We start from the raw sequence: 21943 nt of genomic DNA on the forward strand, positions 1-21943 counted from the left end.
AGTCGTCGCAGGGGTGGACGCCGCCGGACGCGTCCGGCCCGGCGCAACCACAACCGCACCTGCAATCACCGGCAGCGGCACCGGCACCGCCTTCGCAGCCGTACCCCGTGCAGATGCCCCTGCCGTACCCGCCGTACGGGGTGCCTCCCCGGCCCTCCACCAACGGGTTCGCGATCGGCTCCCTCGTCGCCGGCATCGTGTGCTGTCTGCCGCCCCTCGGTCTCGTACTCGGTCTGATCGCCCTCGCGCAGATCAAGAGGAAGGGTCAGGACGGGCGGGGCCTGGCGACAGCGGGCACGGTGCTCTCGGTCATCAGCACGATGCTCATGACCGTTGCTTTTGCCACCGGCGGGGTCGGCGCCGCCTGGGACGGCTTCCGGGAGGCCGTGAACGAGAGCGCGAGGTCGCGCTCCACGCTCGACCTGCGGACCGGGCAGTGCTTCAACACCCCCGGGGCAACCCTGGAGGAGGAGACCGAGTCCGTCGAGGTCGTTCCCTGCACGGGGCCGCACGATGCCGAGGTGTCCGGCACCTTCACGCTCCATGGGTTCGACAGCTGGCCGGGCGAGACGGCCATCCAGAGCCAGGCGGGCCCCGGCTGCGAGGACCGCAACAACACGTACACGCTGGACTGGTGGGCCGTCCCGGAGCACGCAGAGACGTACTACCACATGCCCAGCAAGCGCAGTTGGCGGTTCGGGGACAGGACCATCACGTGCACGTTCGCGGCCACGGAAGGAAAGCTGGAGGCGTCCGTCCGCAGCGACAGCACCACCCTGGACCCCGGCCAGCTCGCCTATCTGAAGACCGAGGCCGCCGTCGACGAGGTGATGTTCCAGGAGCCGGAAGAGACATTCGACGACAGCCCGGCACCCAACCGGGCGTGGGCCCGGCAGGTGTCGAAGGAGCTTGCCGCGCAGGCGGCTGTGCTGCGCGGCGGCACCTGGACGCCCTCTGCCCGTACGGCCGTCGAAGCCCGTGCGAAGGAGTACGACATGGCGAGCGACCTCTGGGAGCGTGCCTCCAAGGCAGAGCATCCGGGCGACTTCTACAGCACCCGGTACGAGGCTTCGGATGCGCTCCAGCAGGCGACCGAGATCGCCATCCGCTCCGCCCTCGGCCTCACCACGGTGCCGCCGGCCTATCTGAACGAGGACCTCGACGACCCGGAATCGGAGGAAGACGACCCGGAATCGGAGGAAAGCGAGGACCTGTGAGGGACGGGTCCCCGGTCGGCACCGGCCGGAACCCGCCCCCTCGTGTCGATCGGTGTCGCCTCGCCGGCGCGCCAGGCCCGTGTCGATCGCCGTGATCAGCTCCCCGTCGGGAGTGTCCCCGTCCAGGGACCAGACCATCGCGCCGCCGAGCCCGCGGTCACGGATGTACGCCGTTGAAGATTTTGGTCTGGACCATTGATGGTCAAGGATTCGAGGTGCGGGATCAGGAATTCGGCGTACATGCGCCCGAGGCGGTCGCCATACCTGCGGTAAGCCCCCAGGTAAAGAGCGGTAATCACTTCGGGTGAAACTTTGGCCCATGCTTGCGGAGGGCAACCGACGGTTGCCAGGCTGTTGCTGTCTGTCAACCTGTTGGGAGTGGCCAGTGACATTCGGTGAGCAGCCTGCCTATCTGCGTGTCGCGAGCGATCTCCGCCGGAAGATCGTCAACGGCTCACTGCCGCCGCACACCCGCCTCCCCTCGCAGGCCCGTATCCGCGAGGAGTACGGGGTGTCGGACACCGTCGCGCTGGAGGCGCGCAAGGTGCTGATGGCCGAGGGCCTGGTCGAGGGCCGCTCCGGGTCCGGTACGTATGTGCGCGAGCAGCCCGTGCCCCGCCGGATCGCCCGCTCCGGGTACCTGTCGGCGACCGGCGCCAACCCCTTCCGGCAGGAGCAGGCGGCGGAGAGCGCCCGGGGCACGTGGGAGTCCAGCAGCGAGCAGGTGGAGGCGAGCGCCGCGATCGCCGCGCGGCTGGACATCTCGGCCGGCGAGCGCGTGATGCGCACGCGGTACGTCTTCAGGGACGCGGGCGAGGCGATGATGCTGTCGACCTCGTGGGAGCCGCTGGCGATCACGGGGCGCACGCCCGTGATGCTGCCCGAGGAGGGCCCGCTCGGCGGCTGCGGGGTCGTCGAGCGGATGGGTGCGATCGACATCGTCGTGGACAACGTGGCGGAGGAGGTCGGCGCGCGGCCGGGGCTGGCGGAGGAGCTCCTGACGCTCGGCGGTGTCCCGGGCCATGTGGTCATGGTCATCCAGCGGACGTACTACGCGTCGGGGCGGGCGGTCGAGACGGCCGATGTCATCGTCCCGGCCGACCGCTACCGGATCGCATACCACTTGCCGGTGCGGTGACCGGGGCGGCGTGAGCGCTGTGACCACACCGGCGTGAGCGCCGTGGCCACAGTGGCATGGTCACGGGGGCCGCCGGGGCTCCTGGTGCGCCCCGGATGAGGTGACCGCTGGGCGAACACGCTGTTCGCGGGGTGTGATCACGAGTTAACGCGAACGCCGGTCCCGTAACGCACGGGCCATTGCCTGCAGCGACAAGTTGTCATGCCCGGCTCCTACTTTGCTCGTCCGTACTCGAAATCCGGTCCGGACGACAGGAACCCTCATGACGGATACGGTCACCCGTGACACCGGGGCGGCGACACCGCCGCCCAAGCGCAGCTACGCGAAACTCGCCGCCGACGAGAGCCGCGAGGACTACTCGCTCCGCTATGCCCCGCACTCCTTCCGGCGTTGGTCGCCCTCGATGGTCGCGGGCACGGCGCTCGGCGGGATCGCCTATCTCGCCGACTTCGCGATCGGTGCGTCGATCGTCTTCACCTACGGCTTCACGAGTGGTCTCGCCTCGATCCTCACCGCCGCCGTGATCATCTTTCTGACGGGCATTCCGATCGCGCGCGCCTGCGCCACGTACGGCCTGGACATGGATCTCGTCACGCGCGGCGCCGGCTTCGGCTACTTCGGCTCCACGCTGACGTCCCTCATCTACGCGTCCTTCACCTTCATCTTCTTCGCGCTCGAAGGCTCGATCATGGCGCAGGCCATGCACCAGGCCGTCGGGCTGCCCGTCGAGATCGGCTATCTGGTCACGACGCTCATCGTCATCCCGATCGTCTTCAAGGGGATGGGCGCGCTGGCGAAGGTCCAGGCGTGGACCCAGCCGATCTGGATCGTCGGGATGGTGCTGCCGTTCGTCGTGCTCGCCTTCGAAGCGCCGGACACATGGGGCGCGTTCGCGTCCTTCGGCGGTACGGAGGGTGCCGGCTCCGGGTTCTCGTGGATCGGCTTCGGGCTAGGCACGGGCGTCGCTCTCTCGCTGATCGCCCAGATCGGTGAACAGGCCGACTATCTCCGCTTCATGCCGGCCAGGACCGAGCAGAACAAGCGCCGTTGGAACCTCGCGGTGCTCGCCGCCGGGCCCGGCTGGGTCGTCATCGGCGCGGCCAAGCAACTCGGCGGCGCCTTCCTCGCCTTCGTCGCGCTGGAGGCGGTGGGCAAGACTCATGCCCTGGAGCCCATCGCCCCTCAGGTTGAGGCGCTCAAGCCCTGGCTCGGTTCGGTGGCCCTGCCCGCGGCCGCACTCTTCGTGATCGTCTCCCAGATCAAGATCAATGTGACCAACGCCTACAGCGGCTCGCTCTCCTGGTCCAACTTCTTCTCCCGCATCACCCACAGGCATCCCGGCCGCGTCTGGTACATCTTCCTGAACCTCGCCATCGCGCTGACGCTGATGGAGATGAACATGTTCGCGGCGCTCGGCAAGCTGCTGGGCTTCTACTCGAACGTCGGCATCGCCTGGATCGCCGCCGTGGCCGCCGACCTCGTCATCAACAAGCGGATCGGGCTCAGCCCGCCGTACATCGAGTTCAAGCGCGCCTACCTCCACGCCGTCAACCCGGCCGGCTTCGGCGCGATGGCCATCGCCTCGACGGTCTCCATCCTGGCCTTCTTCGGGGTCTTCGGGCAGTACGCCGAGGCCTTCTCCACCTTCATCGCCGCCGGACTCGCGCTGGTCCTCTGCCCCTTGATCGCCTGGGCGACGAAGGGCAAGTACTACCTCGCCCGCCCGAACCCGGTGAACGGGCCCGATGTCGTCGTCGAGGACGTCACCGCCACCCACACCTGCGCGGTCTGTGAGACGGCGTACGAGCTGCCCGACATCGCCGACTGCCCTGTCCGGTCGGGCCCGATCTGCTCGCTGTGCTGCTCGCTGGATTCCGAGTGCGGGGACGTCTGCCGCAAGAAGCCCGCGGCCTCGGGCCCGGTGCTGATGCCGTTGCCGACGGTGCGTACGGACTGACGCAAGACGCCGACAGCACCCGTCCGTTGCTCTGGGGGGCGCACGCGTCGCGTGCGCCCCCTTCGCGTCCTCGTCGTTGGCCGGATCCGTCTCTCTTTGTGAAAACACGTATCCGCTGAGTAAAGGTCAGGCGTAAGCTCAGGCATATGCGTAGTGCGGTTTCCTGGAGACGGTGGGAGTTATGCAGGCCGGCGGCGGAAGGGGTGCGATGAACGACAGCGGCGCAGTGCTTCCCTGGCTGGTCATACGTCAGGACGACAACGGCAACCGCTATCGCGTCGGCCGGTACGCCACGGAGGACGAGGCGCAGAAGATCGCCGACCGCCTCGACGCCCGCGGCCACAAGCAGCTCTACTGGGTCGAGCGCATCGGGCAGACCACCCCCTAGCGCCGCGCCGCAGCGCCGCAGCGCCGTGCGAGAGGGCGCCGAAGGGTCGCCCACCAGGACCCTGCGGCACGGTCCTTGCGATGCGGGTTACGCTCCGGCCCATGACAGATCGCGTGACCGCCCGGGTCGTGGTGGCCGGAGCCCTGTACGACGAGGGACGCCTGCTCGCCGCGCGCCGGAGCGCCCCGCCCGCACTGGCCGGCCGCTGGGAGCTGCCCGGCGGCAAGCTGGAGCCCGGTGAGACCCCTGAGCAGGCGCTCGTGCGCGAGCTGCGCGAAGAGCTGGGCGTGGAGGCGGAGCCGGTCGAGCGGGTGCCCGGCGAGTGGCCGCTGGGGCCCGGCTATGTGCTCCAGGTCTGGACGGCCCGGCTGCTCTCGGGCGAGCCGCACCCGCTGGAGGACCACGACGAGCTGCGCTGGCTGGCCCCCGACGAGCTCGACGCCGTGGACTGGCTGCCCCAGGACCGCCCCGCGGTCGTGGCGGCGGTACGCCGGCTGCCCTCGGGTCCGTCGTCCCGGTCCTCGGGCTCCGCGGGCACGTCGGACTCCGCAGGCAGCGCGCGCGACTGACGTCGTACGCCGTTCGTGCCACCGCGCGCCTCACTCGGAGATAGCCCGCCCCGAATATCGGGTATGTGCTGATTAACCCTCCGAAACCGGACGTGGGTCAGCGACTGCGGCTGATCTTGGGAAGTGGTCGGCGTGATCGACACCGAAGGCGATGTCGCCGAGTGGACCTTCCCTGCCGAGCCCGATGTCGTACGCGCCGCACGTCACGCCGTCCGCGAGGCCCTGCGCGCCTGGGATCTGGACGCGGTGATCGGCGATGTGACCGTGCTCCTGGTCAGTGAGCTCGTGACCAATTCTCTTCGCTACACCTCCGGCCCCATCGGTGTCCGTCTCGTCCGGCCGACTCCCGACGGCGCGACGCCGCCACTCCCCTCCGCGCTGCTTGTGGAAGTCTCCGATCCGCTTCCGGATCCGCCCCTGGAGCGCCCCGCCGGGCCCGATGACGAGGGCGGACGCGGGCTCCAGCTCGTGGCCTGCACGGCCAGGCGGTGGGGCACGCGGCGTGGCAGAACAGGTAAGACGGTGTGGTTCGAGCTGCCCCTCCCGGGTTAGAAGTGTGAAGGGACAACGATCACTGTCTCGGCTCAAAATGAACGAGACCGCTCTGTGATCGTGAACGCCGTGTCGCCAGGGGCCGTAGTGCTGAATACTGCGGGCATGGCCGGTCCGGTGCGGTGAGCTGGAGGGGACGGTCGCGTGAGCGAGATACCTGAGACGGCGAGCGGCGTGGTGTGGCAGAGCAGTCCGCCCGGCTCGATATACGACTACATCAAAGTCGCGTCTTTCTCGATCGGGCCCGACGGGCTCGTCGACCAGTGGAGCCGGCGCGCCGTCGAGCAGTTCGGTATCGAGTCCGCCGAGGTCAGGGGGAAGGATCCGGTCGAGGTCTTCATGCCCGCCGAACTCCGCACCCGGGGGCACCGCAAGATTGCCGACATACTCGACGGCAAGGAGTGGACGGGTCTCGTCCCCTTCCGTATGCCCGGTGAGGGCGGAGCGCACGGGCTCGCCGAGGTCTATGTCATGCCGAGCGAGACGGAGCGCGGCGAGCGGGCTGCGATCTGCATCGTCGTCGACGTCCGCGCCCTGCGCGGCATAGAGACGGATCTTGCCTCTTCGCAGGCTATTTTCGGCCAATCTCCTTTTGGCTTCCTTCTGTTCGGCCCCGACCTCACCGTCGTGCGCGCCAATCAGCGCTTCGCGACCGTCTTCGGCGGTGCGGCGGCGGACCACCGCGGCCGCACCGTCTTCGACTACCTCTCCCGGCCCGAGGCCGAGCGGATGACCGCGGCGCTCCGGCGGGTGCTGGAGACCGGTGAGTCCGTGACCGATCTGCAGATCGTCGGCACCGCCCCCGGCAGCACCGACCGCCGCCACTGGTCCATCAACCTCTACCGCGTGCACAGCGGTACGGGCCGCCCCATCGGCGTCGCAGGACTCGGCACCGACGTGACCCGTCGCCAGATCGCCGCCCGTGAGGCCGCCAGCGCCCGCCGCAACCTGGCCATCCTCAACGAGGCCAGCGCCAGGATCGGCAACTCCCTCGATCTGGAGACCACCGCTCGCGAACTCCTCGACGTCGCCGTCCCCGGCTTCTGCGACCTCGCCTCCGTCGACCTCTACCAAGGGCTCCTCACCGGAGACGAAGCCCCGCCCGGGCACTGGGGCTCCGCCCACCACGAGGGCTTCGGCGGCGGCAGCGCCGAGCTGCGCCGGGTCGCCTACGCCAGTGCCGTGTCCGACGCCGTCCTCGCCGACGGCTCCGGCGGGTCCGGCGGGACAGGCAGGTCCCACGAGTCCGGCGGGGCCCACGACTCCGGTGGCTCCGGTGCGGGATCGCCGGCCTCGCCCCGGGTCGGAGCCGTCCACCGCTACTCGTTCAACTCGGCCTACGCCGTGGCCCTCCGCACCGCCCGCGTACAGACCATCCCGGGCGAGGAAGGCAGCCTCGTCCAGTCCACCCTCGCCGTGCCGATGGTCGCCCACGACGCGGTCGTCGGGCTCGTCCAGTTCTCCCGGGCGAAGGGCAGCGAGCCCTTCGGGGAACGGGACCGGGCCCTCGCCATCGAGCTGGCCGCCCGCGCCGCGGTCTGTATCGACAACGCCCGCCTCTACCGCCGCGAGCACGAGCGGGCCCTGATCCTCCAGCGCAGCCTCCTGCCCCCCGGCGACCCCGAAGCCGCCGGCCTCGACATCGCCTGCCGCTATCTCCCGGGCAACACGGCGACCGAGGTCGGCGGCGACTGGTTCGACGTCATCGAACTCCCCGGCCACCGCACCGCGCTCGTCGTCGGCGACGTCATGGGCCGCGGGTTGCGCGCCGCGGTCGCCATGGGCGAACTGCGCACCGCCGTAAGAACCTTGGCGCTGCTCGATCTGGAGCCCGCCGAAGTGCTCTCCGCGCTCGACGAGATCGCCCGCGGACTCGGCAGCCCCAGCGGCGCCCAGCAGGCGTCCCGTGTCGCCCACAAATCCCGTGGCCCCGAGCTCGCCGAGGTCTATCTGGCGACCTGCGTCTACGCCGTCTACGACCCGGTGACAAGACGCTGCACCTTCGCCAACGCCGGCCATCTGCCGCCCGTCCTCGTCGAACCCGGCGAGGAGGCGCTGCTGCTCGACGTGCCGCCCGGGATGCCGCTCGGCGTCGGGGGCGAGCCCTTCGAGGAGGTCCAGGTCGAACTCCCGGAGGGCGCGCTGCTGGCGCTCTACACGGATGGACTCGTCGAATCCCGGGACCATCCCCTCGACGAGGGGCTCAGCGCCTTCCGCCGGGCGCTCACCGAACCGGACCTCCCCCTCGAGGACGTCTGCGACCACGTCCTCGGCACCCTCGACACCCGGCACGGCGAGGACGACATCGCCCTGTTGATGGCCCGGATCCAGGGAATGCCGACCGAGTCCGTGGGCGACTGGCGGCTGCCCCGCGAACCCCGCTCGGTGGGCCGCGCCCGGGAGCTCGCCCGGGCCCAGCTGGTCGCCTGGGAGCTCGAACCGCTCGTGGACACGGTGGAGTTGCTCGTCAGCGAACTCGTCACCAACGCGCTGCGCTACGGCGAGGGCGAGATCCGCCTGCGGCTGCTGCGCGACCGCACCCTCGTCTGCGAGGTGTGGGACGCCGGTCTCGTACAGCCGCGGCGGCGGCGCGCACGAGACACGGACGAGGGCGGCCGCGGACTGCAGCTCGTCGGGCTGCTCAGCGCGGCCTGGGGCTCGCGCCGAACCCCGCGCGGCAAGACCGTGTGGTTCGAACTCGCCCTGCCGGACGGGGACTCTACGTCCGAGCCGAGCGTGGAGCAGCTGCTCAGCATGTTCTGACCCGGGCCGCGACCAGGACCAGGGCCCAGGTCGGAACTCGGGGCGCGAGCCGGGACTGCCGACGCGCGCCAGTTGCTCCGGCCCGCGCCGCGAGGCGCCTGGCGTGACCCGCCGTCCCGGGCCGCCGCGCCCATTGACCCATCGTCAGGAGGGACCGCGTCCGGCGCCCCGCCACCTTGGGGCACCGCGCCCCGCTACCGGCCGTCCTGGGCCGCCGCGCCCGTGGACCCGTCCGGAGCGACCGCGACCCGCGACCCTCCGTCTCGGGCCGTCGCCTCGCGGCCTTGAGGGCCGCCATGGTCTGCTTGGTCATGGCACCTCTCCTTGTGCGGAATACGAGTCGGCCGGAGCCGGAGTCGGAGTAGAAGGAGGAACAGAACCGCGTCAGGAACGGCCGCCGCCGCCCAGCCGGCCGCGTGTGCCGCCGCCGCCGAAACTGCCCGGACCGCCGCCGAAGCCGCCGCCCCCCGGACCACCGCCGAAGCCCCCGCCGCCGAACACGCCACCGAGGATGATTCCGCCGAGCACGGCACCACCGAGCCCGCCTCCACCTCCTTGTGCACCGCCCGACCCGAACGGGTTCCCGTACGAGCGGACGTCCTGCTCGGCGAGGCTCTGGGCCTGCCGGGCGAGGGAGTCCGCCTGCTGTGCCTCGACCAGCGCGGCCGGTTCCTCGCCCACCCCCGCGAGCTCCTGCGACCGCTCCAGCCGCCGCTGGGCCTCCGCGAGCCGGGTGCGGGCCGGAGCCCCGACCGCCCCGCGGTGCGTCGTGATGAAGTCCTCGGCCGCCCCGATCGTCGATCGCGCCGTGAGCGTCGCCTGGTCCAGCAGCGCGCGGGCCCGCCGCGCACCCTCCTCGCGCTCCCGGGCGCCCGCCAGGGCCTCCTCCAGCACGGCGTCCGCCTCCTCCACCCGGCGCAGCGCGTCGATCGGGTCGTACGGTCCCGCGTCGGTTTCCCGCCGCACCTCGGCGACCACGGTCTCCGCCCGGGCGATCCGGCCCTGGAGATCGGCCGTGGACAGCCCTGCCGCCGTGCCTTTCAGCAGCCCGCGGGCATCGGCCAGGTCCGCTTCCGTCTCACCTAGCGCGCCCGGAAGCTTTCCGGCCGCTTCCGCCAGTTCCTGGGCGCGCCGGTCGACGGCGTCGATGAGCCGCTCGGCCTGGTGGACCGCGCCTTCGGCGGCTCGGACGTGGACGGCGGCCGTAGCGTTGTCACCCCCGTCGGCGGACTGCCGGGCCTGACCGAGCGTCGTCGAAGCGAACAGCAGCCGGTCCTTCGCCTGCTCGACGTCGCCCGCGACGGGCGCGGCGGCCGACTCGGCGTACCGCCGGCGCATGACGGTGAGGGTCGCCTCGGCCGTACCGACCCTTCCGCTCAGCTCCCGGTACGCGGACTCGGCCGTGGCCAGTGCCTGGGGGGCGTTCTCCTCGAGGGCGCGCAGCCGGTCGAAGTCCTCCGACTCCGCGTCCAGCCGCCGATCGGCCTCCGCGCACCGGGAGATGATCTCGTCCAGCATCTGCCGCCGGGTGGCGTCGTCCTCCGGATAGGCGTCGTCGAGCGCCTGCCGCAACCGGAACGCCGCGGTCAGCTCGCTGTGGGCGTACGCCACTGCTTCGGTGAAGGGCTTCGCGGCCTCCTCGCCGAACTGCGCCGTGGCGAAGCCGAGTTCCTCCTGGCTCGTACGGAGCGCATCATCGGTGTCCACCAAGGTCTGCTCGGCCTGTGCGTCCAGCTCGGCCAGCGGCGTCAGCGCGGGCGTCGACGGGTGCGCCGCCGTCGGCTCCTGCGACCGTCCCCACCCCTGCCCACCCCGCGGGGTGGTGCGGTCCGCTGCCCGGCGCCTGCGCCTGCTGTAGGCGTACGCGGCGGCGGCGCCCGCACCGACCAGCACGGCCACCGGCAGGATCAGATCGGAGGCGGAGGTGCTGTCCCCGTCGACCGGATCGGCCTTCCCCGGCGTGATCGCCGGCGTGGGCACGGGCCGGCCCGCGAGCACCGCGTCGTAGCCGTTGGCGGCCCCGATCGCGGCCCCGGCCCAGTCGTCCTGCCGGAGCGGCGGCTCGATGGCGCTCTGCGCGACATCGTCGAACTGTGCCTGTGTGATGCGGGAGTCCGGATCGGCGGAGTACGTGTACTGCCGGTCGTGCGTGGCGACGGCGAGCAGTACGTCGCTCCGGCCGAGCCCGTTCTTCGTGGCGGTCCCGTCGGCCCACCCCTGCGCCGAGCGGCCCGAGAAATCATGCACATACACGACGAAGGGCTGGATGCGCCGGTCGTCGTAGAGGCGGTCGAGGGCCTCCTCCACCTGGCCCTCCCGGTCGCCGAGCACGTCGACGCGGTCGGTGATCCGGCCCTCGCGGGACAGCTGCACCGGATCCTCGGCACGAGCGCTCTGAGCGACGGGCACGATGAGCCACCACGCCGCCACCAACACGGCGAGCAGGACCCGGGTGGCTGTTCGTGTCACGTTTGGGAGGTTATGTCTGCCCCTTGTTCCGCGCGACCGGGCGGACCTCCGTGGCGACCCGGAAATCGCGGGCCCGCCCGATCGAGTCGAAAGGCCGGGGCTTCGCCGCCTGGTACCTGGACCGGCCGGCCCGTGCCGAGGCCTCGCGTTCGGGGCGTGATCGCCGTCCGTGCAGGGCGCATGATCGCCATTGTGCACGGACTGTAACCGTCACTGTCAGTGGTGGCGTCTACGGTGGGAGACCATACGGCACTGCTGACGGGGGGATCCGTGAACGTACGACCGCACCACCAGGCGCACCACATCGTGCGCCAGGCCCTGCGCCGCGCTCGCGCGTGGCTGGGGAGGCCCCGGCTGAGATGGCCTGCGCGCATCGCCCTCGCACTGGCCCTGCTGCTGGTCGTCCCCGCCCTGACCGCCGCCGCGGCCCTGCGCGTGAACTACGCGGGGGAGTACGAGGAGGGCACGAGGACACGCGGCAAGGACGCCATCTGGCTGGGCCACGCCTGGGTGGACGGCCGTAAGAAGGACACCGACCTCGATGCCTTCGCCGCGCGGATCCGCGGCACGGGGATACGGGACCTGTATGTGCACGCGGGGCCGCTGGAGCACGACGGGACGCTGCCCACGGCCCGGTATCCGCGCGCGCGGTGGCTGATCGACGGGGTGCACCGGAGGATCCCCGGCGTGCGGGTGCAGGCATGGCTCGGCGACAGGCTGGCCACCGAGTCGGCGCACGGGCTGCGGCTGCCCGACGAAGCCACACGGGACGCGGTCGTGCGCTCCACGCTCCAGATCCTGGACGCGGGCTTCGACGGGGTGCACTTCGACCTGGAGCCGCTGCACTCCGGCGACGGCCACTATCTGAGCCTGCTCGACGAGCTGCGGGAGTTGACCCGCGCGCGCAAGGTACCGCTCTCCGTAGCCGCGCACCAGATGGATCCCCTGCCGGCTGCGCACGCGGTCCTGGGCGCGGTCACGGGCCGCCCCAAGTGGTGGTCGCAGGAGTTCTTCGGCGAGGTGGCCCGCCGGGTCGACCAGATAGCCGTCATGTCGTACGACACCTGGATGCCGCTGGAGGGCCTCTACGGCGGTTACGTCGCCCAGCAGACGGCGCTCGCCCTCGAAGTGACTCCGCGGGACACCGACTTGCTGATGGGGCTGCCGTTCTTCACCGAGGGCGACCTCGGTCACTGGGAGAACGCGGAGACGGTCGAGGCCGCGGTCCGCGGTACCCGCCTCGGCCTCGGGCGCACGGACCGCGACCGGGAGCGGTTCGGGGTGGCGCTGTACGTGGACTTCGCCGCAGAGGAGGAGGACTGGGAGGCCTATCGGGACGGTTGGACCTGATCGGGCGCCGCCTGCGGTGGGGGTCGGTCGGCGGTGCCCGGCGGAACGCCTTCCCGTTCCCGTCCCATGCAGCACCTCGAGCTCCACCGCACGGCAATATCGTCAGCGGCCCTGAGTTCCAGAGGTTGGATCACGGCTTGGGTGGATCACTCGCCCCGCCGCCGGATCTTGTTCCCCAGCCACACCAGCGGGTCGTACTTCCGGTCGACCGCCCGTTCCTTCAGGGGGATCAGCGCATTGTCCGTGATCTTGATCTGCTCCGGGCACACCTCGGTGCAGCACTTGGTGATGTTGCAGTAGCCCAGGCCGTGCTCCTCCTGGGCCGTGCGTTTGCGGTCCAGGCCGCTCTCGGCTGCCGCGTCCAGGGGGTGCATGTCCAGTTCGGCGACGCGCATCAGGAAGCGGGGGCCGGCGAAGGCCGCCTTGTTCTCCTCGTGGTCACGCACCACATGGCAAGTGTCCTGGCACAGGAAGCACTCGATGCACTTGCGGAACTCCTGGGAGCGGTCCACATCGACCTGCTGCATGCGGTACTCGCCGGCGGCGAGCCCGGGAGGCGGGACGAACGACGGCACCTCACGGGCCTTCTCGTAGTTGAAGGAGACATCCGTGACCAGGTCGCGCACCACCGGGAAGGCCCGCAGCGGGGTCACCGTGATGGTCTCGGCCCGGTCGAAGACCGACATGCGGGTCATGCACATCAGCCGCGGACGGCCGTTGATCTCCGCGCTGCACGAGCCGCACTTGCCCGCCTTGCAGTTCCAGCGCACCGCCAGATCCGGGGCCTGGGTGGCCTGCAGCCGGTGGATGATGTCCAGGACGACCTCGCCCTCGTGGACCTCGACCGTGAAGTCCCTGAGATCCCCGCCCTCCTGGTCGCCCCGCCAGACCCTGAACCGAGCGTCGTACGTGCTCATTCGTACAGCTCCTCTTCGGCGAGGTACTTGACCAGCTCCTCCTTCTCGAAGAGGGAGAGCAGGTCGGGGCGGATGGGATCCGTGGTCTTGCGTACGAGATCGATCTGGCCGCGCGCCGGTTCGGTGGCCGCCAGGCCGCCCGTGGGGTCCGCGAGCCGGCACAGCAGATTGATCCGGCGCCACTCGCGCTCCATCCCGGGGCAGTCCTCGCGCGTGTGGCCGCCGCGGCTCTCCGTGCGCTCCAGGGCGGAGCGGGCGATGCACTCGCTGACCAGCAGCATGTTCCGCAGGTCCAGGGAGAGGTGCCAGCCCGGGTTGAACTGCCGGTGGCCCTCGACCCCGGCGCCGCGCGCGCGGACCCGGAGCTCGGCCAGTTTCTTCAGGGCCTGCATCATCTCGGGCTCGCGCCGGATGATGCCGACCAGGTCGTTCATGGTCTGCTGGAGTTCCTGGTGGAGGGTGTACGGATTCTCCGGGGCCGTGCCCGGCTCCGGGCCCTCCGCGCTGAACGGACGCAGCGCCTCCGCCGCGGCCGCGTCGATCTGGTCCTCGTCCACGGCCGGCCGCGCCGCCCCGGTGAGCCCTGACACGTATTCCGCGGCGTGGAGCCCGGCCCGCCGCCCGAAGACCAGCAGATCGGAGAGGGAGTTGCCGCCCAGCCGGTTGGAGCCGTGCATACCGCCCGCGACCTCGCCCGCCGCGTAGAGCCCGGGGACGCCGACCGTGGCGGCGGTGTCCGAGTCGACCGCGATGCCGCCCATCACGTAATGGCAGGTCGGCCCGACCTCCATGGCCTCGGCGGTGATGTCCACGTCCGCCAGCTCCTTGAACTGGTGGTACATGGACGGCAGCCGGCGCCGGATGACCTCCGCCGGCATCCGGGTCGACACATCGAGGAACACCCCGCCGTGCGGAGACCCCCGGCCCGCCTTCACCTCGGCGTTGATCGCGCGGGCGACCTCGTCACGAGGGAGCAGCTCGGGCGGGCGCCGGTTGTTGTCCGGGTCCTCGTACCAGCGGTCGCCCTCCTCCTCCGACTCCGCGTACTTCTCCTTGAAGACGTCCGGGATGTAGTCGAACATGAACCGCTTGCCGTCGCTGTTGCGCAGCACCCCTCCGTCGCCACGCACCGACTCGGTGACGAGGATCCCCTTCACCGACGGCGGCCAGACCATCCCGGTCGGATGGAACTGCACGAACTCCATGTTGAGCAGCGGTGCCCCGGCGAGCAGCGCCAGCGCATGCCCGTCGCCCGTGTACTCCCACGAGTTCGACGTCACCTTGAAGGACTTGCCGATACCGCCGGTGGCCAGCACCACCGATGGCGCCTCCAGGACGAAGAAGCGGCCGGATTCGCGCTCGTAGCAGAACGCACCCGAGACGCGCGCGCCCTCCTTCAGCACGCGTGTCACCGTGCATTCCTGGAAGACCTTCAGCCGTGCCTCGTAGTCCCCGAACTCGGCCTTGTCCTCCTGCTGCAGCGAGACGATCTTCTGCTGGAGGGTCCGGATCAGCTCCAGGCCCGTCCGGTCGCCGACATGTGCCAGCCGCGGGTACTCATGGCCGCCGAAGTTGCGCTGGGAGATCTTCCCGTCCTTCGTACGGTCGAAGAGCGCTCCCCAGGTCTCCAGCTCCCACACCCGGGCCGGGGCCTCCTGGGCGTGCAGCTCCGCCATCCGCCACTGGTTGAGGAACTTCCCGCCGCGCATGGTGTCGCGGAAGTGGACCTGCCAGTTGTCGTGGGGGTTCACATTGGCCATGGAGGCGGCGATTCCGCCCTCCGCCATGACCGTGTGCGCCTTGCCGAAGAGCGACTTGCAGATCACGGCCGTACGGGCGCCCCGCTCGCGCGCCTCGATGGCGGCCCGCAGCCCCGCGCCGCCCGCGCCCACGACGACGACGTCCCACTGCTGCCGTTCCAGATCGGTCATCAGATGGCACCTTCCTTGGGTCCCTAGAAGAAGCGCGGGTCGTCGAAGGCACCGGTGGCCAGCAGATACACATAGAAGTCGGCGAGCGCGACGCTGATCAGCGAGGCCCAGGCGAGCAGCATGTGACGCTCGTTCAGCCTGCCGACCCAGCCCCACAGCCGGTAGCGCACCGGATGCTTGGAGAAGTGCTTCAGCCGCCCGCCGATGATGTGCCGGCAGGAGTGGCAGGACAGGGTGTACGCCCAGATCAGCGCGATGTTGACGAGGAAGACCAGGGTGCCGAGACCCATGTGGCCCCACGCGTAGTGCTCGTCGCGGAAGGCGAGCACGGTGTCGTACGTGAGGATGCCCGCGACCGGCAGCGCCGCGTAGAAGAAGTAGCGGTGGATGTTCTGCAGGATCAGCGGGAAGCGGGTCTCGCCGGTGTACTTCTTGTGCGGCTCGGCGACCGCGCAGGCCGGCGGCGAGGCCCAGAAGCCCCGGTAGTAGGCCTTGCGGTAGTAGTAGCAGGTCAGCCGGAAACCGAGCGGGAAGATCAGGATCAGCAGCGCCGGGGAGAGCCCCCACCAGCTGCCGAAGATCTCCCAGTTGGGGCCGCCCTTCATCGGCTCGCAGTTCTCCGCGAGGCAGGGCGAGTAGAACGGCGACACGTACGGCGCGGCGTAGTAGTCGCTGTTGGCGAAGGCCCGCCAGGTCGAGTAGACGACGAACGCGAGCAGACCGGCGGCGGTCGCGGCGGGCGTCAGCCACCAGCGATCGGTCCTGAGGTGGCGGGGGGCGATAGCGGCGCGCGAGGCGCCGTGCACGCCTGTGTCGGTGTGGGGTTCGGTGCCTGTGGCCAACGAGGTCTCCTAGGGCGCGTGCCGGTCGCGCGCACCCAGGCCCTCGTCGTCCGAGTCCGTCCACAGCGAGCTGTCGTACGGGGTGTCGGGGATGGTGACCAGATCCTCGGGGCGGCCGGCCGGCTGGGCACGGGTGGCGTCCTCCCGCGATTGCGTGAGGCTCCGCTCCAGCCGCTCGACCGTACGGGCCAGGTCGTCGAGGCGTCGCTTGACGTCCGTCAACTCGTCCTGCATGGACATGTATTGCCCTCACTTCCGCGGTCGCGGGTGGCATGCGGGTGTCTGGGGGTGCTCCCCAGAGGGCTCTTTGTGCGCCTGCGAGTGTTGCGCGTCACATCCCTTGTTGTGAAGGCGTGTGCACCGATTCCCGCGCGCGCCACCCGTTAGGGGGCGTCCCCATTGGGCCGCATGGGTGGGGTTCACGGGCCGCTCCGCCGTGTCGGCGTCACGCCCTGCCCGCCGTGGCCTTCAGTGTAGGCGCAATAGGTGTGATCATCCCTAAATTCCCGAACCAGGACGAAGAGGTACAGGCCATGCCCTACGTCGTCGCCTCACGCCGAAGGACCCTGAGCTCCGTCGCCCTCCTCACCAGCGGTGCGCTCGCGCTCCCCGTACTGGCGGGCTGCAGCACGGCGGAGCACGGGACCGAGGCCAAGCCGGTCCCCGCGGACATCGGCCCCGCCGCCCGTGACCTGGTCGAGGACGGCGGCACCCTGCGCTGGGCCGTCGACGCCGTGCCCGTGACGCTCAACGCCTTCCAGGCCGACGCCGACGCCGCCACCGCCCGTATCACCGGTGCCGCCCTTCCCTCCCTCTTCACCCTCGACGAGCACGGACGTCCGCAGCGCAACCCCGACTTCCTGGAGTCGGCCGAGATCGTCAAGCGCGAGCCCAAGCAGGTCGTCCTCTACAAGCTCAACCAGGAGGCGGTCTGGAGCGACGGGCGCGAGATCGGGGCGCCCGACTTCCTCGCCCAGTGGCGGGCGCTCAGCGGCAGGAACTCGGCGTTCTGGACCGCGCGCAACGCCGGCTACGACCGCATCGAGAAGATCGAGCGCGGCGCGAACGACCTGGAGGTCCGGGTCACCTTCGCCAAGCCGTACGCCGACTGGCAGTCGCTCTTCACCCCGCTCTACCCGAAGGAGGTGATGGGCACCCCGTCGGCCTTCAACGAGGGATCACGGGACCGGCTGGTGTCCACCGCCGGGCCCTTCAAGCTCCAGGATCTCGACCGCAAGGACGGCACCGCGACGCTCGTCCGCAACCCGCGCTGGTGGGGGGAGCCCGCCAAGCTCGACTCGCTCGTCCTGCGCGCCGTACCCCGCGACGAGCGCGCCGCCGCGCTTGCCACGGGCGCGGTCGATCTGGCCGAAATCGATCGGAGCGTCGCGGACCGGATCGCCGTGGCCTCACGGGAAGGCCAGAAGCGGGCCGCGCAGCACGGCTCCGGAGCCGGAAAGGCCCAGGCCGCGGCGTTCAAGCGCCGGGCGCACGCGTTCGGCTCCGACGAGGACCAGGCGGAGGCCGTCCTGCTGGCCCGGAAGCAGAATCAGGCCGCGCTCGACGAGTACGCGACCCAGCAGATCGCGCTCCGGGCCTTCGTCGTCCGCAAGACGTTGGAGCCCGCGTACACCCAGCTCGCGCTGAACGGCGAGTCCGGGCCACTCGCGGACGAGCGGGTGCGCCGCGCCGTGGCCCGCGCGCTCGACCGCAAGGAGCTCGCCGAGGCCGTACTGAAGCCGCTGGGACTGCCCGCGTATCCCGTCGGCAGCCATCTCGCGCTCGCCGGGCAGCCGGCGTACGCCGACAGCAGCGGGGCGCTCGGCGACCAGGACACCCAGGAGGCGCAGGCGCTGCTCGCCGACGCGGGCTGGACGCGGGAGGGGGCGCGCAAGCAGGAGCCGGACGACGGGACCAAGGCGGGCGCCGAGGCGAGCGCCGAGGCGAACGTGGACGCGAGCCCGGCGGCCCCCGAGAGCCCTGCGAACGGCCCGGCCGCCAAGACCCCGGCGGGCAGCCCCGCGGTCAAGCCCCCGGTCGCCGGAACTCCGGCGGGCAGTCCCGCGGTCAAGCCCCCGGTCGCCGGAACGCCGGCGGGCAGTCCCGCGGTCAAGCCCCCGGCCGCCGGAACTCCGGCGGGCAGTCCCGCGGTCAAGCCCCCGGTCGCCGAGAGCCCCGCGAACGGCCCCGCCGCCGGAACGCCGGCGGGCGGTCCCGCGGCCGAGCCCCCGGCCGCCGGGAGCGCCGGGAGCCGGGCGGGCGCGGACGTCGCCTCCGACGAGGGGCTCTACATCGTCGGCGACGGCAAGCCCGGCGACGCCGTCCCCGGCCGCGAGGCCGGCTGGAACATCCTCGCCCCCGCCAGGACCGCCGCCCTCCAGGGAGCGGCCCTGCGTCGCCAGGCCGACTCCCTCGCCCCCGACCGCGACGCCCCCGCAGGCCACGGCCGCAACCCTTCCCTGGGCTCCCGCGACGACTCCGCCGACGGAGACGGGAAGCAGACGGGGGTCGCCGGCGCCTACGCCCCGGTCGGCACCCGCGCCCCCGCCCCCGCCGACAGGCCGAAGAGCGCGGCCCGCGGCCCGCTCGGCAAGGACGGCAAGGCGCTCACCCTGCGCTTCGTCCTCCCCTCGGGACCCGGCTCCGAGGCCCTGCGCACGGTCGGCAACCGGATCGTCCGCATGCTGGACAGGATCGGCATCCGTGCGGAGATCACCAAGGTCGCCGACGAGAACTTCTTCAAGGACCACATCGCCTCCGGCAACTACGACCTCGCCCTCTACTCCTGGCCCGCCTCCGCCTACCCCGCGACCGACGCCCGCCCGATCTTCGCCAAGCCGGAGCCCGCGACCGACGGGTCGCTGCTGGTGGAGCAGAACTACACGCGGGTCGGTACGGATCACATCGACCAGCTCTTCGACCAGGCGGTCGCCGAGCTGGACGAGAAGGAGGCCCAGGAGCTGATGAAGCAGGCCGACGCCCGGATCTGGGCCGCGGCCGGGTCCATCCCCCTCTATCAGCGCCCGCAGCTGGTGGCCGTCAAGCGGGATCTGGTGAACGCGGGCGCCTTCGGCTTCGTCGCACCGCGCTATCAGGACATCGGCTTCAAGAAGTCGAAAACCACGACGAACAACAAGAAGTAGCTGGTCAGCCACTGGGCACTGGCGTGCGGGAGCCCCGCCGCCGATGCCTGGACCCCGGAGAACCTCAGAAGCAGCTCAAGTCCCTTGCCCGCCGGAGCCCCCGGCGGGCAAGGTCATCAGTGCGTATCAGCCCATGACCCGGGCCTCTGCCTGAACCTGCTTGCCCCCGCACCGCTTGCCCCACACGCCCCCAAAGATCACTCTGAGCCCGCCCTCGGATCGGGCCCGGAAGCCGCTTGCGCGGCAGCCCCGTACCATGGACACAGCCGTGGCGCGTCCGCCCGGCGGGCGTACGAGCAAACAGACGCCGCATCCCACGATCCGAGAGAAGCAGCTAGCCAGCATGCCCACGCGCCATGACATCCGTAACGTCGCCATCGTCGCCCACGTCGACCACGGCAAGACCACCCTGGTCGACGCCATGCTGAAGCAGGCCGGTGCCTTCGCCGCCCACCAGCAGCTCGACGACCGCATGATGGACTCGAACGACCTGGAGCGTGAGAAGGGCATCACGATCCTCGCCAAGAACACTGCGGTGAAGTACCACCCGAAGGACGGCGGGGACCCGATCACGATCAACATCATCGACACCCCCGGCCACGCCGACTTCGGCGGCGAGGTCGAGCGCGGTCTGTCGATGGTCGACGCGGTCGTGCTGCTCGTCGACGCCTCCGAGGGCCCGCTCCCGCAGACCCGCTTCGTGCTGCGCAAGGCCCTCCAGGCCCGGATGCCCGTCATCCTGTGCATCAACAAGACGGACCGCCCGGACTCCCGTATCGACGAGGTCGTCAACGAGACGTACGACCTCTTCCTGGACCTGGACGCGGACGAGGACCAGATCGAGTTCCCGATCGTCTACGCCTGCGCCCGTGACGGTGTCGCCTCGCTGACCAAGCCGGAGGACGGCACCGTCCCCACCGACAGCGACAGCCTGGAGCCCTTCTTCTCCACCCTCCTGGAGACCGTCCCGGCTCCGGAGTTCGACGAGAAGGCTCCCCTCCAGGCCCACGTCACCAATTTGGACGCCGACAACTTCCTCGGCCGTATCGCGCTGCTCCGCGTCGAGCAGGGCGAGCTGCGCAAGGGCCAGACCGTGGCCTGGATCAAGCGCGACGGCACGATCGCCAACGTCCGCATCAGCGAGCTGATGATGACCGAGGCCCTGACCCGCAAGCCCGCCGAGATGGCCGGCCCGGGTGACATCTGCGCCGTCGCCGGTATCCCGGACATCATGATCGGCGAGACGCTGGCCGACCCGGAGAACCCGGTCGCGCTGCCGCTGATCACGGTCGACGAGCCCGCCATCTCGATGACCATCGGTACGAACACCTCGCCGCTCGTCGGCCGTGGCGGCACCGGCAAGGGCGCCGACAACAAGGCCGCCGTGAAGGACCGCAAGGTCACCGCCCGCCAGGTCAAGGACCGCCTCGACCGCGAGCTGATCGGTAACGTCTCGCTGCGCGTCCTGGACACCGAGCGCCCGGACGCCTGGGAGGTCCAGGGCCGCGGTGAGCTCGCGCTGGCCATCCTGGTCGAGCAGATGCGCCGTGAGGGCTTCGAGCTGACCATCGGCAAGCCGCAGGTGGTCACCAAGGAGGTCGACGGCAAGGTCCACGAGCCGGTCGAGCGCATGACGATCGACGTGCCCGAGGAGCACATGGGCGCGGTCACGCAGCTCATGGGTGTCCGCAAGGGCCGGATGGACAACATGTCGAACCATGGCTCCGGCTGGGTCCGTATGGAGTTCGTCGTCCCGTCCCGTGGCCTCATCGGCTTCCGTACGGAGTTCCTGACCAACACCCGCGGCACGGGCATCGCCCACTCCATCCACGAGGGTCACGAGCCCTGGTTCGGCACGCTGACGACCCGGAACAACGGCTCGCTGGTCGCCGACCGCTCCGGCGCGGTCACGGGCTTCGCGATGACCAACCTCCAGGAGCGCGGCGTTCTCTTCGTCGAGCCGGGCACCGAGGTCTACGAGGGCATGATCGTCGGCGAGAACTCCCGCTCCGACGACATGGACGTGAACATCACCAAGGAGAAGAAGCTCACCAACATGCGCTCCTCCACGGCCGATGTCGCGGAGTCCATCGTTCCGCCGCGCAAGCTGTCCCTGGAGCAGTCCCTGGAGTTCTGCCGCGACGACGAGTGCGTCGAGGTGACGCCGGAGGCCGTCCGTATCCGTAAGGTCAACCTGGACGCCCGGGAGCGCGCCCGCGCCGCTTCGCGCGCCAAGCACGGCTGACCGGCTGACCACGGCCCGGCCGGCCACCTGACCGGCGGTCCCCGGACCGCGGCCTGCGTCACGCAGGTCAACGCCAGGTCAACTCCGCGCACAAGGCCCGGCTCCCCGCAGACACTGTGGGGAGCCGGGCCTTTCGTCAACTCATTTGAGGTCCTTGGCCCTGACCCCTACGTCCGTTTATCGAACGTAGCTCTCCGGAACATGTGTTAACGGTCCGTTTCGCGGGTGTCTGTCTGTGCTCGCTTTGTCCGGATTTCGGGCCGGGTGGTTCCGTCGATGTTGTCAAAACGAGACCCTTTAAGTGTGGTTTACAGCCCTCACCTCCTTAATAGTTGGCTCCATTGAGCTCGGGTCAATGGGTCACGCGCTGTGGGGAGCGCCGACTCACGAGCACACTCGGGGTACTTGACAAGCTCGCTGTCAGGGGTGTCAGCGCGCGTAGAACAGTGCCCATCTTGTAGT

Annotated in this window: 15 protein-coding genes; 10 read left to right on the forward strand and 5 right to left on the reverse strand. The window is 70.5% G+C overall.

Annotated elements, in window-relative coordinates; translation table 11 throughout:
- Window positions 1–113 precede the first annotated feature (113 nt).
- The 7 genes from ACWCXB_RS00465 to ACWCXB_RS00495 all read left to right on the forward strand — a co-directional run bounded on the left by ACWCXB_RS00465 (window position 114) and on the right by ACWCXB_RS00495 (window position 8584).
- The gene (locus tag ACWCXB_RS00465) at window positions 114–1217 is read left to right on the forward strand and encodes a DUF4190 domain-containing protein (RefSeq protein ID WP_450717412.1); all 1104 of its coding nucleotides are present in this window, start codon (window positions 114–116) and stop codon (window positions 1215–1217) included.
- A gap of 385 nt (window positions 1218–1602) precedes the next feature.
- Window positions 1603–2355 carry a GntR family transcriptional regulator gene (locus ACWCXB_RS00470; RefSeq protein ID WP_450717414.1) on the forward strand — a complete coding sequence of 251 codons (753 nt, stop codon included), beginning with the start codon at window positions 1603–1605 and terminating at the stop codon, window positions 2353–2355.
- Between the two features lie 262 nt (window positions 2356–2617).
- Window positions 2618–4312: a purine-cytosine permease family protein gene (locus tag ACWCXB_RS00475; RefSeq protein WP_450717416.1), complete on the forward strand. Its 1695-nt coding sequence runs from the start codon at window positions 2618–2620 to the stop codon at window positions 4310–4312.
- A 208-nt stretch (window positions 4313–4520) separates the two neighbouring features.
- A complete protein-coding gene (locus tag ACWCXB_RS00480; RefSeq protein WP_385418169.1) occupies window positions 4521–4700 on the forward strand; it encodes an SPOR domain-containing protein in 180 nt (59 codons plus the stop codon).
- 101 nt (window positions 4701–4801) lie between these two features.
- Window positions 4802–5269 carry a (deoxy)nucleoside triphosphate pyrophosphohydrolase gene (locus ACWCXB_RS00485; RefSeq protein WP_450717418.1) on the forward strand — a complete coding sequence of 156 codons (468 nt, stop codon included), beginning with the start codon at window positions 4802–4804 and terminating at the stop codon, window positions 5267–5269.
- A 123-nt stretch (window positions 5270–5392) separates the two neighbouring features.
- Window positions 5393–5821, forward strand: a complete 429-nt coding sequence (locus ACWCXB_RS00490; RefSeq protein ID WP_450717420.1) for an ATP-binding protein — start codon at window positions 5393–5395, stop codon at window positions 5819–5821.
- A gap of 144 nt (window positions 5822–5965) precedes the next feature.
- Window positions 5966–8584: a SpoIIE family protein phosphatase gene (locus tag ACWCXB_RS00495; RefSeq protein ID WP_450717422.1), complete on the forward strand. Its 2619-nt coding sequence runs from the start codon at window positions 5966–5968 to the stop codon at window positions 8582–8584.
- A gap of 384 nt (window positions 8585–8968) precedes the next feature.
- Here the strand turns inward: ACWCXB_RS00495 and ACWCXB_RS00500 are convergent, their stop codons facing one another.
- A complete protein-coding gene (locus ACWCXB_RS00500; RefSeq protein WP_450717424.1) occupies window positions 8969–11053 on the reverse strand; it encodes a TPM domain-containing protein in 2085 nt (694 codons plus the stop codon).
- 306 nt (window positions 11054–11359) lie between these two features.
- Here ACWCXB_RS00500 and ACWCXB_RS00505 point away from each other — a divergent pair, with 306 nt between their 5' ends.
- A complete protein-coding gene (locus ACWCXB_RS00505) occupies window positions 11360–12403 on the forward strand; it encodes a hypothetical protein (RefSeq protein WP_450718174.1) in 1044 nt (347 codons plus the stop codon).
- 146 nt (window positions 12404–12549) lie between these two features.
- Here ACWCXB_RS00505 and ACWCXB_RS00510 read toward each other — a convergent pair whose 3' ends face one another.
- From ACWCXB_RS00510 to ACWCXB_RS00525, 4 genes are read right to left on the reverse strand one after another with little or no spacing between them, the layout of a single operon-like run.
- A complete protein-coding gene (locus tag ACWCXB_RS00510) occupies window positions 12550–13320 on the reverse strand; it encodes a succinate dehydrogenase/fumarate reductase iron-sulfur subunit (protein WP_450717426.1) in 771 nt (256 codons plus the stop codon).
- Window positions 13317–15251: a fumarate reductase/succinate dehydrogenase flavoprotein subunit gene (locus tag ACWCXB_RS00515; protein ID WP_450717428.1), complete on the reverse strand. Its 1935-nt coding sequence runs from the start codon at window positions 15249–15251 to the stop codon at window positions 13317–13319. The genes ACWCXB_RS00510 and ACWCXB_RS00515 overlap by 4 nt, the downstream gene beginning before the upstream one ends.
- Before the next feature lie 23 nt (window positions 15252–15274).
- On the reverse strand, window positions 15275–16093 hold the full coding sequence (locus tag ACWCXB_RS00520; RefSeq protein ID WP_450717430.1) for a hypothetical protein: 819 nt from the start codon (window positions 16091–16093) through the stop codon (window positions 15275–15277).
- A gap of 9 nt (window positions 16094–16102) precedes the next feature.
- Complete coding sequence (locus tag ACWCXB_RS00525) at window positions 16103–16333, reverse strand: hypothetical protein (RefSeq protein WP_450717432.1); 231 nt, start codon at window positions 16331–16333, stop codon at window positions 16103–16105.
- Window positions 16334–16626: 293 nt separating this feature from the next.
- Between ACWCXB_RS00525 and ACWCXB_RS00530 the strand changes: the two genes are divergently transcribed.
- Together ACWCXB_RS00530 and typA are read left to right on the forward strand one after the other, a co-directional pair.
- Window positions 16627–19236: an ABC transporter substrate-binding protein gene (locus ACWCXB_RS00530; protein WP_450718176.1), complete on the forward strand. Its 2610-nt coding sequence runs from the start codon at window positions 16627–16629 to the stop codon at window positions 19234–19236.
- 343 nt (window positions 19237–19579) lie between these two features.
- On the forward strand, window positions 19580–21481 hold the full coding sequence (typA, locus tag ACWCXB_RS00535) for a translational GTPase TypA (RefSeq protein ID WP_450717434.1): 1902 nt from the start codon (window positions 19580–19582) through the stop codon (window positions 21479–21481).
- Window positions 21482–21943: the final 462 nt, after the last annotated feature.

It is taken from the genome of Streptomyces sp. NPDC001514 (assembly GCF_053597075.1).